Source organism: Psychrobacter sp. UBA5136 (assembly GCF_002414005.1).
GTDB lineage: Bacteria > Pseudomonadota > Gammaproteobacteria > Pseudomonadales > Moraxellaceae > Psychrobacter.
On record NZ_DHYG01000043.1, the window covers coordinates 83,830 to 97,702 of the forward strand.

At 43.7% G+C, this 13,873-nt stretch carries 9 protein-coding genes; 6 read left to right on the plus strand and 3 right to left on the minus strand.

Going from position 1 to position 13,873, the window contains the following annotated elements; genetic code table 11:
- Positions 1–85: 85 nt before the first annotated feature.
- The gene (locus tag B4240_RS06305) at positions 86–1,762 is read right to left on the minus strand and encodes a TolC family protein (RefSeq protein WP_296237565.1); all 1,677 of its coding nucleotides are present in this window, start codon (positions 1,760–1,762) and stop codon (positions 86–88) included.
- Between the two features lie 417 nt (positions 1,763–2,179).
- Between B4240_RS06305 and glpK the strand changes: the two genes are divergently transcribed.
- The 4 genes from glpK (at position 2,180) to B4240_RS06325 (ending at position 7,081) form a co-directional block, all read left to right on the plus strand.
- Positions 2,180–3,790, plus strand: coding sequence for a glycerol kinase GlpK (glpK, locus tag B4240_RS06310; protein ID WP_296237567.1), 1,611 nt, complete (start codon positions 2,180–2,182; stop codon positions 3,788–3,790).
- Positions 3,791–4,308: 518 nt separating this feature from the next.
- The gene (locus tag B4240_RS06315; protein WP_296237579.1) at positions 4,309–4,824 is read left to right on the plus strand and encodes a hypothetical protein; all 516 of its coding nucleotides are present in this window, start codon (positions 4,309–4,311) and stop codon (positions 4,822–4,824) included.
- A 319-nt stretch (positions 4,825–5,143) separates the two neighbouring features.
- Positions 5,144–6,172: an endonuclease/exonuclease/phosphatase family protein gene (locus tag B4240_RS06320; RefSeq protein ID WP_296237569.1), complete on the plus strand. Its 1,029-nt coding sequence runs from the start codon at positions 5,144–5,146 to the stop codon at positions 6,170–6,172.
- 216 nt (positions 6,173–6,388) lie between these two features.
- The gene (locus tag B4240_RS06325; RefSeq protein ID WP_296237581.1) at positions 6,389–7,081 is read left to right on the plus strand and encodes a TetR/AcrR family transcriptional regulator; all 693 of its coding nucleotides are present in this window, start codon (positions 6,389–6,391) and stop codon (positions 7,079–7,081) included.
- Between the two features lie 113 nt (positions 7,082–7,194).
- On the opposite strand, the gene B4240_RS06330 is transcribed toward B4240_RS06325, so the two are convergent.
- Positions 7,195–7,977 (minus strand): hypothetical protein, encoded by a 783-nt coding sequence (locus tag B4240_RS06330; protein WP_296237571.1) that lies wholly within the window; start codon positions 7,975–7,977, stop codon positions 7,195–7,197.
- A 41-nt stretch (positions 7,978–8,018) separates the two neighbouring features.
- Positions 8,019–8,483, minus strand: a complete 465-nt coding sequence (locus B4240_RS06335) for a hypothetical protein (RefSeq protein ID WP_296237573.1) — start codon at positions 8,481–8,483, stop codon at positions 8,019–8,021.
- A 683-nt stretch (positions 8,484–9,166) separates the two neighbouring features.
- On the opposite strand from B4240_RS06335, the gene aceE reads away from it, so the two are divergent.
- Both aceE and B4240_RS06345 read left to right on the plus strand, forming a co-directional pair.
- Positions 9,167–11,980 carry a pyruvate dehydrogenase (acetyl-transferring), homodimeric type gene (aceE, locus tag B4240_RS06340; RefSeq protein WP_296237575.1) on the plus strand — a complete coding sequence of 938 codons (2,814 nt, stop codon included), beginning with the start codon at positions 9,167–9,169 and terminating at the stop codon, positions 11,978–11,980.
- Positions 11,981–12,018: 38 nt separating this feature from the next.
- Positions 12,019–13,791 (plus strand): 2-oxo acid dehydrogenase subunit E2, encoded by a 1,773-nt coding sequence (locus B4240_RS06345; RefSeq protein ID WP_296237577.1) that lies wholly within the window; start codon positions 12,019–12,021, stop codon positions 13,789–13,791.
- Positions 13,792–13,873 lie beyond the last annotated feature (82 nt).

Sequence of the window (13,873 nt, forward strand, 5' to 3'; positions counted from 1 at the left end):
ATAAAGTCAGTAATAAGCAGAATAAGTTTGGTGCTATTTAATCTTAGCAATTAATCTTATTATTTAATGTGTCTTACTAAATGAGCTATTTGTCATACAAGGTCGGTAGGCGAATATCAGCAGCGTTGAGATAAGCATTAAAAGCAAGGGGCGTGCCGCAGCTTTGCATCAACGCGGCAAGCGACTGGACATAAGTATGTGCTGCTTGCGCCTGCTCGGTGCGCGCTTTTAGATATTGTGTTTGCGCTTGCACGACTTCGATCGGTGTGTTGAGGCCTTCTTGCAGACCAAGTTGACGCAGGCGTAACACCTCTGCTGCCAGATCCACATTGCTTTGTAGAGCTTGATAGCGTGACTGGGCGTTATTGACATCGTGCCAGTTTTTTTCGACCAGCAATAATAAATTGTCACTAACTTCAATCTCAGACAAATCCGCTTGGCGTATTTTGGCATTGCTCGAGGCTAAGGAAGCGGTTTTATCAAGCCCGCCCCAAAGCTTCCAACTTGCTGAAATACCAGCAACCCAGCTTGGGTCTTTTTCAACTTGACCATAACCATATAGCATGACGGTAGGTTTGTAGCCCGTATCCGATAGGGCGTGCAGCTGCTGCGCCTGCGCCCGTTTAGCCGCGACTTTTTGCAGACCGGGATGATTATTCAGTGCTAAGTCCTGAAAATAACTGACGTCCGGTAAAGGCCGGCTAGAGACAAATAAAGGCGTGCTTGGTTTAATACGATAATCGGTACGCAACAGACGCTGCAGTGCCATCATTGCCAGCCGCGCATCATTATTGGCATTGACCGACTCACTTTTTGCATCGGCAAGCGCTGATTGTGCTTCTAAGCGATCGACGCGTGAGATAAACCCTTCTTCAAAAAGTCGCTGCGCCATGTGGTCGGTTTGCTGCAATGTGTCATAAGCATCGGCACGTAAATAGGCGGCAATAATGGCTAATTGAGCCTTAAAGTAACGCTCGATTAAGGTGTTATACAGCTCGTTTTTATCCAGTAAGCTGTCTGCTACGGCTTCTTGGGTGCGAGCAGTGGAAGCGCCCGTTAATGCGGCGGTGCGCCCAGCGGTATAGATAGGCCATACCACACCAAGGCCGGCGCCCGTCGTTGAGCCTGAGCGTTTTAGGTTGTAAGAGTCGGGGAGACGCTCACCGATTAACTCACCAAAATCTGGCAAAGGTACATCTGGTATCGGCGGAATAACACTATCAACATTATTATTAATATCATTAACGATGCCGTTTTTGAGCGTCGATAAATCAATATCGGCGTCCAAGTTATAGGCGTTGGCAGAAACGCGCGCAAATACTAGCGGATTGTCTATAGTTTTTAGGGCGTCAGTTTGGTATTCACTGGCTGCAATCGCGGCTTGATTGGCGGCAATTTTTGGAGAAACTTGCAATAAAATATTTTGCGCTTGTTCAAGGCTGAGCAAACTAGATACTTCTAAAGGATAGCTATTATCAATACTTTTATGGGTAATCGGGTCGACAAGGGTGGTTAAGCGAGCATTTGGCTCTACTTGATTCATCTCAACCTCTGGCGATGACGCTTTATTTTGTGCTTTGCTTTTTTGAGTTTGAGGATTGCTTTGATTGTCCGCGTCAATAATTTGCGTCACTACTACTGGCGTTACCTCGTGTTGTGACAGCACATTATCATCGTTAGCGCTTGCAGAGTTTGACGCAGCGACGCTCATGAGTGTAACCGTCATCACAGCAGTAGACAGAGTTGATAAAGCAAATTTCATAAGTCACATAAGCCATTAATTAGAATGCAAGGTTTTAAAGCGTGTTTAAATACGTGTCGTACACAGAAGCGTTGATATCATAAATTTTCATTTGCCCCTGTGCAAACAGGGCCATATTATAGACGATTAATAAAAAGCAAAAATTGGTTATTCACAACAAAGCGTACACTGTAGTGCCACAATAGTGACGGGTCAATGCTTATTATTTGCTGTTTTAGCGTTGAATATGCGATTTTTTTGTGTTAAGTGTCTACTTTTAAGGTAAATAATAACATTATTTAAGAATGATTGATAAAGGCTTGTGCTGATACGGCTTAAAGCAGGCAATAGAGTTTATTTATAAATATATGACTGTAAAACCTACTAAAAATAGGTAGGTAAAAAATAAATGACATTATATAAAATAGGATGTGAGCGATGGCAGGATATATTTTAGCGTTAGATCAAGGCACCACATCGAGTCGCGCGATATTGTACGATGACCATGCTCGTCCGCTTAAAATGGCCCAGCAGCCGACGACTTTAAAAACCCCGCAGGCAAGTTTTGTCGAGCAAGATGCGCAGCAGATTTGGCAAACGCAGATTAGCTGTGCCCATGATGTGATTAATCAGGCAGGACTGCTGGCAACCGACGTTACTAGCATTGCGATTACCAATCAGCGCGAGTCAATCGTCATTTGGGATAAAAAAACGGGCAAACCTTTAGCGCCGGCTATTATTTGGCAAGACCGCCGCACCGCAAACTACTGTCAAACGCTTGCGCTAAAAAGCGCCAGTAGTACGTTTAACCATCTTGGTATCATTGACAGTAGTCACGATGATATGACAAGCGAGATACAGCGTATCACGGGCTTGCGGTTAGACCCATATTTTAGCGCCAGTAAAATTGCGTGGTTGTTAGAAAACGATCCCAAATTAAGGGTACGCGCCAATAAAGGGGAGGTCGCTGTCGGCACGGTAGACAGCTGGCTTATTTATAAATTGACCGGCGGCGAGCACGTCATTGATGTGACCAACGCCTGTCGTACCTTGTTATACGATATTCATAAGTTGGCGTGGTCAGAGGAATTATGTGCTTGTTTTGCCATACCGATGAGCATATTGCCCAAGGTGCTTGCATCGGATGGCGATTTTGGTAAAACCAAAAAAGGTCTGTTTGCCAAACAAATTCCTATTCAGGCGGTACTGGGCGATCAACAAGCGGCGCTGTTTGGACAAGGCTGCCTTGATGCGGGTATGGCAAAAAATACCTACGGCACCGGCTGTTTTATGCTGATGAATATCGGTCAAACACCAAAGCTCAGTGAGCATAAACTACTGACAACCATCGCTTGGCAACGAAAATCATCGCCAACTCGGCCAGAAAACCTGTCATTTGATCAAATTGTACAATCTGGCAGACGGATGCTGCAGCCGCCTAAAAGAGAAGTCACTTATGCTTTGGAAGGCAGTGTTTTTATGGCAGGTGCCATCGTGCAATGGTTGCGTGACAATTTGGGGATGATTCAACAAAGCAGTGATATTGAAGATTTAGCACGGCAAGTGGATAGCAGTGAAGAGGTGGTACTACTCCCAGCATTTACAGGGCTTGCTGCGCCTTATTGGCGCTCCGATATCAGTGCCAGTATTACAGGTATGAGCCGCGGCACCACCAAAGCTCATATTGCGCGCGCAGCACTGGAAGCCGTTGCCTATCAAACCTACGATGTGCTGATCGCCATGCAAAAAGACAGCCCGCATCCCCTTACTGAATTAAGAGTAGATGGCGGGGCCGCTAATAACGACTTACTGATGCAGTTTCAAGCTGACTTATTAGGGGTGCCGGTACTGCGTCCTAAAGACACAGAAATCACTGCCAAAGGCGCAGCGTTATTGGCTGGATTAAAAACAGGACTGTACGATGAGGCAACGATACAAGCATCGTGGCAGATTGATCGCGTCTTTGAACCTGAAATGTCTAGCGATATTCGTGAGCAGCATCTTAATAAATGGCAACAAGCCGTAGATAGAGCGCTAAAAATCATATAAATACCTGAGAGATCCGCTTAAAGCCGATAATGGCGCAGCCAAAATTTACCTAAAATGCTCTGCCGCCCTACAAAATTGTGATAAAGATACAGGCTGTAACGCAAGACAATCGTAATTTGGACATAGTTTACATAACCTGTCTATCGGTCATTATTGATAAATTCCTATACTTTAGATGAATTAAGTGAGGCCGCTGATTTATAACATTTAATTTCTAGTACTTACCTTTAGTACTTGGCTACCAAATGACTCTCACACTTAAGAATTTTTTAAACTTAACGTGTAGCGTTTGGATGTTAATAAGTTAGCAATATATAAATCCAATATATAACAAATAATTTAAGGATAATATTATGAATAATGATGGACGTATGACAGACCCTGACAACCGTGTAATCAATGATGACTATGTTGAAGTAGGCAATAGAGACCGTATTGTTGACGATAACGAACGTCGTGTGGCCGCAGTCGAACGTGATATCAACGGCAATAGAGTTGTTGGTCATGAAAATGACAATATGGTAGGCGATCGCGATGCCATTGACCGCGATTCCGTAAAACATATGTCGAAAGAAAGTAAAGAAGATTTAAATGCCGATGCTATCACCGGTGAGCCAGGCTCACATCCACTCGGTACAGGCATTGGCGGTGTTGGCGGCGCAGCAGCAGGTGCGGCAATCGGTACAATGGCAGGTCCACTAGGAACGTTAATTGGTGGTGCTATTGGCGCTATCGTTGGTGGCGGCGCAGGTCACGCAGCAGCAGAAGCGATTGATCCGACCCGCGAAGAAGCTTACTGGCGCGCGGAATATGCCAATACTGATTACTACAATCAAGACCGTGATTTTGACCGTGATTTACACCCAGCCTATGCTGTCGGTTATGCCAATCGCGCGCGTTATCCAGCGGATGCCCGTTTTGAAGACCATGAGTCAGATCTAGAGCGCTCATGGAATGAAGTAAAAGGCGAATCGCGTATGGAATGGAATGAAGCACGCCGCGCATCACGTGACGCATGGAACCGCGTATCTTAATAAATGATGATTTATAAGAATTATAGTTTGACAAAACATTCTGGCGAAAAGCTAAGGTATGATTAAGTTTCACTAATGATTTAATTAACCTAAGTAAGTAAATTATACGAAAGCTTACTCTCTCATTACTAGAGTTAGTTTGATTGTAGAACTAACCCTACAGATAGACGATTATAGCCAGATTTGTGTTATTTTAAAGCTTCCAAAGATATCTTTGGAGGCTTTTTTACTGTATATTTTTATATATGAATATAGGGTGTAAGCCGTCGCTAGTGAGAAGACAATTATCAAAAATAATAATTATAATAACAGGTAATTTATGGTTAATAATGCTGAAGACAAAAGCCCTAAGCAGTTTTATATCGCAACAGCCAATTTACTTAATTTTGCCAATCCTAATCGAATTTATTACGAAAACGCGCCTGCTTACACCACTGATGAATATGAACACAAGCTGCGCGGTATTACCGATTTGTTGGCAAAGGCGCATGCTGATATCATCGCCGTCCAAGAAGTATGGGACAGTCATGCGCTCGAAGCGTTGGCAGTATCGTTGGGCTTTAAGCCTGAGCATGTGGTGATTCCGCTGGCGAGCAATGATAGTGCAGACTCTTATACTCAAGGCAGGGGCGCGCAACACACGCCAGCCGTTGGTATTATCACGCGCTTTGAACAATTAGAAAGCAGTGTGTTGCAAGACGTAGAGCCAAAAGCGGTCATCGATATCCCTGATATCGGTCCTTATCAGCGCTTTAATCGTCCGCCGCTCGTGTTACGGGTGAATGCCTTTGGTCAGCCGATAACGATTGTCACCGCGCATTTAAAAAGTAAACGGGCTTTTTTCTTACGCGATGCAAATGGTCAGCTGCTAGAGGACATGGACGATCCAAATATACGTGTCCGTGCCAAACTGCGTAGCTTATGTATGCGCGCTGCCGAAGCCGCTTCTATTCGTATGTCCATCATTGAGCGCTTGCATCATACGCGCGAGCCGTTGATTTTGTTGGGTGATATGAATGATGTCACAGGTAGCGTCACCACCCAACTGATGAGTGAAACAGGCGAGGTCAATTATGATAAAAGCATGCGTGATGTTGCTTTATTTGACGCGGCTCGCATCCAAGCACGTTATGGTTGGATGAAAGATGTCGCTTATACGCACATTTATCAGGGTATGCCTGAAGTGATTGATCAGTTGTTTGTTTCTGAAGAGTTTTTACCTGATAGTAAGTTTTCGCTCGGTCAGGTTGAACGAGTTGACTATTTTAATGACCATTTAAAGTGGGATTATGCCGATAGAGTCATCGATCATGGTATCATAAGAGCGAAAATTAAACTTCACAATTAACCCCGTTTACTTAGTAATTAGTGAGTTATTTTTTAACCTATTCATGTCCCTTGCTTGATAGTGTACAAGCGTTTATCATGCTTCTTCGTTGAGTGTAGTAGCGGTGCTATGAACCTAAATTGCTGGTTGATAGAAAATGGTCCTTCGATTTAGGACAAATACTATCCGATGAAGACTATATTTATAAAGATAGGGCGTAACCTTAAGAGATTTATGATGATTGAAAACAAAGACGACAAAATTGAAGATGTACTGGTAGATTCGGAGCTGGCAAAAAAGCTGGTGCCGAATAAATTTAAATTTACCAGTCAGCAAGGTCGCGCACGCCGTCAAAAACTATTGATGGGCGCGAAAAAATTGAGTGAAACTCAAGCGATTAACGATATTACTTTAGCGGCTGTCTGCGAAGAAGCGGGCATTCCAAGAGCTTCTGCTTATCATTTTTTCCCAAATATCGAAGCGATATTTTTAGCGCTGCGTTTTTTAAATGCCATCGATATCTTAGAAGTGCTAACAACGGTTGAAACGGTTAATTATGATAGATGGCAAGCGTATTTGACCGCGTTGATTGAGCGCTGCGTGCAGATATTTGATGAAGACCAAACCAAAGCCAAACTGATTTATGACACCAATACGCCTGATTTTGAAGGGGACAGTTATGGTGAGCATATGGACAATCAAGTGGTGCAATTGGTATACAAACGTCTCTCAGAGCGTTATGAGATGCCAAAGTTTGAAGATATTCAAGATGTACTATTGATTACTTTTAGTATCATTAATGCTATCTTTACGGTTTCTTATCGCCGACATCAAAGCATTACTGATAAGTATCTGCAAGAAGCAAATACCGCATCTATCGCTTATCTGCGTTGCTACTTACCAGAAAAATTACCGCGTAAAAATAACTAATTTTATTGAGTTATTTTAAAGTATTAAGTCAGATAACAGTTGTAAAAAAGCCGACTCGATGTCGGCTTTTTTGTTGTGTGTTTTTATTGAAATGGCTTGTTTGCTTGATGCGCCTAATTTTTATGAATAATCGGTAGCACTTGACCGCTACAAGTATCATCGCTTGAATCTAAAGGCGCGTATGCTTCATAATAACGCACGATAAGTGCTTCTAAAGCGACGTTGGTTTTTGAGTCGTGAGCGTTAACGAAAGCCTCGCGCGCTTGCTCAAGCCAGCGATCTGCCATGCGAAAATGGCTGTTTGATGATTTTGCACCGCGCTCACATTGGTCGGCAGCCGCCCATATTAATGCCACTTCGCTAAAGGCAATTTCGCGTGGCGCGCTATTGGTACCGCCGCTTTCTTTAAGAGCGTTTAGTGTTGCCCATAAATCAGGTCGCATGAGCGCAGAAGTCGACGGAATGTCTTCAATAAGCTCAAGCTCTTCAATTTTGTTATTTTTTAATGCTTCTAGAATAGTTTCGGCAGCGTGAGCAGCTTGCACGCCAGCGTCTGAGCGACTATTCATACTGTCTTTATGAGTGGCATAGTTTAGCCAAGCCTGAGCTTTGTAAGCAAAATACTGTTGCCGCGCGCTCATGCTTTTTTGTTGATAAGTTTGCAACTCGTTTAACATGCAATTCATAGCACGCTGCTGTGCGCTTTGAGCTTTAGAAGACGCTAGTGTTTCAGTATCGTTGCTGCTAAGGCAGTAGTTCGCCGTTTTTATTGTATCGGCTTTTGGCGCAGTGCTTGGCGTTGATGCACAAGAAACCGCTGATAATAGCATTGCAGCTGATAACGCAGTATATAAAGACTTTTTATAAATGGCTGCTTGAATGGCAGAGTGCGGCATAGGATCAACCTTATAGTAAGGTAATAGGTGTATCGAAAAAGTCAGTTAACGATTGTATTTAACGATACGGTAGCAGTTTTTTTTGCCGGTAAGAATTTAATATTCCAACGAACATAACGGTATTCAGAAAGAGGAGTTTTAATGACTTTACCAGCTAACTGACGCATTAACGGCATATCAGCATAGTTTTTTCCGTCTGTACTAGCCTGGGCGCTAATAGGATATGCCTCTCCAGTAAATGTCATGCTGGAAGGAATTGGTAGTGTAACAGTTAGGTCATTAATATCCTGCGCTAAAGTATTAGTATAAGTCGCTTTATACTGAATAATAGTTCCAGCTGACGCAGTTCTTACCGGTACATAAACTGTTTTGCCTCGTTCTTCCTTAACTACTTTATTAGTAATTAACTCCATTTTTACTCCATTATTAGCAAAAGCTACATTGGATGAAGCTATAGAGAATAAAGCGGCTGATGAAATCATCTTTAAAAGACTAAGGCGCTTCATAAAATGTTTCTTCCTTAATTCTCATGTCACCATTTACTCGCTTGTTGAGTTTAAATGCTCTTATTATCATCGAACACTATGTCATTCAATCTTATATTAAGAATGAATGACATAGCATCTCAAGATTTTAATGATTATGATGTAATTCTAGAAAATTTGCTATTTAATTGTAAAATGCAAAGTATTTATAGTTTTATCTATTCCAAGTACGTTTAACGACTGGTAGATTTTTGTAATCCTGTTCTAGCTTTTTGACTTTTTTATAAGTAAGTTGCACTTAAAACTGTAATAGGGAATCTCTAATCTGTCTACAAATATTCTTTTAATAACTAATCACTATTTATTTCAAAAATACTTGTCATTTCGGCATTTCTTCATAGCTATAAACAAACTGTCAATAAATACATATAATAGAGTGTCATTATCATTTGATAATGATAGTCGCATAATGGCTGACGTTTAATTTACGACGATGCTTATTTACCCTTATGCAAATGCACAGTGAGACACATTGTTTAGACTTATTATCATCGCCGCGAACGATATTGTAATGCTTAGATGCAGCAAGGAAGTTATAGGGAAGTCATCAAGCCAATCAATTGCTCATTAATACCCATACCACATTCTGATTTAATAACACCCTGTCATCATGCAGGACTGACTGATAAAAAGGATTAATTAAGATGAACTATTATAAGGATGCTGATAGCACCGAAACCCAAGAATGGCTGGAAGCCTTTGAGTCCGTTATCAAACATGCCGATAAGGATCGGGCGCAGTTTTTATTAAAAGCGTTATACAACATGGCGGTACAAGAAGGGCTGCCATTTAACCGTCTCGATACCGCTTATATCAACACCATCGCCGTCGAAGATGAGCCAATGTACCCAGGCGATTTAACGATTGAGCGTAAGATTCGTGCTTTGATTCGCTACAATGCCTTGGCAATGGTCATGCGCGCCAATAAAAACGATGATGATTTAGGCGGTCACTTAGCGACTTTCGCCTCAAGTGCGACCCTTTATGAAACCGGCTTTAACCATTTTTTCCGTGCGGCGAGCGACCATTTCGGTGGTGACATGATTTATTATCAAGGTCACTCAGCACCCGGTATTTATGCGCGCTCTTATTTAGAAGGTCGTTTAAATGAGGAGCAGCTAGAAAACTTTCGCCGTGAAGTAGGGGGTAAAGGTCTTTCAAGCTATCCGCATCCGTACTTAATGCCAGATTATTGGCAGTTCCCAACCGTTTCAATGGGCTTGGGCCCGATTATGTCCATTTACCATGCGCACGTGCACCGTTATATGGAAAACCGCGGCTTGCTAGAAAAAGAAGATCGCAAGATTTGGACCTTTTTGGGTGATGGTGAAACCGATGAGCCAGAAAGCTTAGGTGCCATCTCGCTTGCTGGTCGCGAGAAACTGGATAATTTAATTTGGGTAATTAACTGTAACTTGCAGCGTCTTGATGGCCCTGTGCGCGGTAACGGTAAGATTATTCAAGAGCTGGAGTCGGTATTCCGCGGTGCTGGCTGGCGCGTGATTAAAGTCATCTGGGGCGGCCAGTGGGATACCTTGTTAGATAAAGACGACACTGGCGTGCTCAAATACCGGATGGAAGAGGTGGTCGACGGTGAATATCAGCTATATGAAGCGCGAACGCCTGAATTTACTCGTAAAGAGTTCTTTGGTAAATATCCAGAGTTAGAGGAGATGGCAAATGAGCTGTCCGACCATGATATCTCACGCTTAAACCGCGGCGGTCATGATCCTATGAAGGTTTATGCTGCTTTTAGTGAAGCCATGAAAACCAAAGGTCAGCCAACCGTTGTTTTGGTCAAAACCGTTAAAGGTTATGGTTTGTCTAACCAAGCGCAAGCGGTCAATAAAACGCATCAAATCAAAAAACTTGACCATGAAGCCTTGATGTATTTCCGTGACCGCTTTGATTTGCCGTTTACCGATGAAGAGTTACAGACGCTGCCGTTTTATCGTCCAAAAGAAGATTCGCTGGAGATGAAGTATCTAAAAGGTCGCCGCGAAGCCTTAGGTGGTCATCTGCCCAATCGCCGTAGTGGCCATATCCCGCTTAATATCCCAGAGTTGTCTATTTTTGATCGGGTGCTAAAAGGCAGTAATGGTAAAGAGCAATCGACCACCATGGTGTTTGTCCGTCTACTAGCAGCAATGTTAAAAAATAAAGACATTCAAGATCGCGTTGTGCCCATCGTTCCTGATGAGGCGCGTACCTTTGGTTTAGAAGGTATGTTCCGTCAATTGGGCATTTACTCGGCTTCTGGACAAAAATATACTCCTGAAGACAGCGAAGCTTTGATGGGTTATAAAGAGGCCATCGACGGTCATATGTTAGAAGAAGGGATTAACGAAGCGGGCGCGATGAGTACGTGGATTGCTCTGGCAACCAGTTACTCTGTTAATGCCTTGCCGATGATTCCGCTCTATATTTATTACTCTATGTTTGGCTTCCAGCGTGTTGGCGACTTGGCATGGGCAGCAGGTGATTGTCAGGCGCAAGGTTTCTTACTTGGCGCAACGGCTGGCCGCACCACGCTAAACGGCGAAGGCTTGCAGCATCAAGATGGTCATTCGCAGATTTTATTTAACGTTGTGCCAAACTGTGTGTCTTATGATCCATGTTTTGGTTACGAGCTGGCAGTGATTATGCACGATGGTCTGCGCCGTATGTATGGCGAGGGCGAGCGCGTTTATTATTACTTGACCTTGATGAATGAAAATTACGAACAACCTGCCATGCCAGAGGGTGTGGAAGAAGGCATCAAGCGCGGTATGTACTTGTTAGAAGACAATGGCTCAAGCCAAGTTCAGCTATTAGGTTCAGGCGTTATTTTACGCGAAGTGCAAAAAGCGGCAAAAATCTTACAAGAAGAGTTTAATATCTCATCCAACGTTTGGAGCGTAACGAGCTTTAACGAGCTGACTCGCGACGGTATGGCCTGTGATGACTATAATCGCCTGCATCCAATGGATGAAGAAGTGGTGCCATGGGTAACCGAACAGCTTGCCCCGCACGAAGGTATCGTCGTCGCGGCGACCGACTATATGCGCAATTATCCAGAACAAATCCGCGCGTGGTTACCTGATAACCGTCCTTATACGACTTTGGGTACTGACGGTTATGGCCGCTCGGATACTCGTGAGCAATTACGTAGCTTCTTTCACGTCGATGCTGCGCACATTGTGGTTGCTACGCTTAAGCGCTTAGCCGATGAAGGTGAAGTTGAGATGCGTCTGGTCAAAGATGCGATTTCAAGCTTTGGTATCGAAGCGGATCAACCACCTGCATGGCAACAACAACCGCATTATGATCATTTCCCAGATGCGCCAGGCCCTGACAATGTACATCCGAACCCTGTGCCAGAGTTTGTCAGTGAAGATGATGACGAAATAAGTAGCGAAGGCCGCGCAGAAGATCCAGCCGATGCTGCCTTACTCAATGATGACGACGTCAAAGAATAGCCGAAAGACAAGGCAATATAATATAAGGAGAATTACGGATGGACATTAAAGCCCCCGATTTGGGAGTCGATAGCGCCGAAGTCAGTGAGATTATGGTCGAAGTTGGCGACGTTATTGCAAAAGATGACAATATTATTTTATTAGAATCTGACAAAGCCTCAGTAGAAGTACCAAGCTCGGCTGCCGGTAGAGTGACTAAAATTAGCGTGGCAGTTGGTGACCAAGTCAGCGAAGGCATGGTGCTTATTGAGCTTGAAAGCGAAGCAGATGCCGATAGCCAAAATGATAGTCAAAGCAATGATAAACAAAGCGCTGAGAAAGAAAGCACTGACAAACAAAATGCAGCGCAGGATAGTCAGCAAGCAGAGAAGCAAAACGATACTGATGCTAATGCAGCTGAGGCAAATACTTCTCAACCTGCAAAACAAGCAGGCGCGGAAATAGGAAAAGCAACGACGCACGCCTTGCCAGACTTAGGTGTTGATGAAGCGCAAGTGGCTGAGATTATGGTTAGTGTCGGCGATATGGTCACTGCTGATCAATCAATTTTGCTCATTGAGTCTGATAAAGCGTCGGTTGAAGTACCAGCGCCAGAAACAGGCAAGATTGAAAAAATCTTAGTACAAGCGGGCGATATGGTCGCTAATGGCCAAGATTTTATCGTCATCATTGGTGAAGGTGCAGATAGCGCCAGTAATAGTGCTAATGAGTCTGAATCTGACGATTCTGAGGCGCAAGAGTCAAAACCAGCTGAGTCAGATAAAAAAGCGGATTTAGACCAAAAAGCCAACAAACAGACGACTGGCGAGCCTAAACAAGTCGCTAAATCTACGCCTAATACGAGCGCTGCAAATGATAAGCTGACCGAAGCACAAGTCAACGAAAAAATGGTTGATATCTATGCTGGTCCTGCTGTGCGAAAGCTTGCGCGTCAATTAGGCGTTGATATCACGCAAGTGAGGGGATCAGCGCTTAACGACCGTATCTTAAAAGAAGATTTGTTTGCCCATGTAAAAGACAGCTTGAGCAAACAAAAAGCGGCGCCTGCTAGCGGCAGTATGGCAAGCTCAAGCCTGCCAAGCTTACCCGATATGAGTAATAGCGAGATATGGGGTGAGACCGAAGTACAAGACTTAAGCCGTCTACAAAAAGTCTCAATACCGCAGCTCAATTACAATACCTTGCTGCCGCAAGTGACGCAGTTTGACTTGTCTGACATCACCGAAACTGAAAAGCTGCGTGGTGAGCTCAAAGGTGGCATGAAAGCAGAAGGTATTGGCTTCACCATTTTAGCCTTTGTTGTCAAAGCAACCGCTTATGCGTTAACGCAGCATCCGCGTTTTAACAGTCATTTAAGTGACGATAATACCCAAATTATCTTACGTAAAAGCGTCAATATGGGCATTGCGGTCGCAACCGATGATGGCCTCATTGTCCCTGTTATCAAAAATGTGCAAGATAAAGGCCTAAAACAGATTGCCATTGAGATAGGCGAGCTTGCGGTGAAAGCGCGTGATAAGAAGCTGACCGCTAAAGAGTTGCAAGGCGCGAGCTTCACCATCTCTAGCCAAGGCAATCTAGGCGGTACGGCATTTACGCCATTGGTAAATTGGCCGCAAGTGGGTATTTTAGGGGTGTCAGAAGCCAGCATGCAGCCGCGCTGGAATGCGAGTAAGCAAACCTTTGAGCCGCGTTTGATGTTGCCGCTATCATTGTCTTATGATCACCGCGTGATTAATGGCGCTGATGCCGCCGTATTTACCCGTTATATCGCAACTTTATTAGCAGATCCACGCCGTATTTTGCTCTAGATTTTATGGTTAAGTACGGTTAGATTTATTTATAAAAAGACTGTCTACGGATGGTCTTTTTTATCTATAGTCAAAATATCCT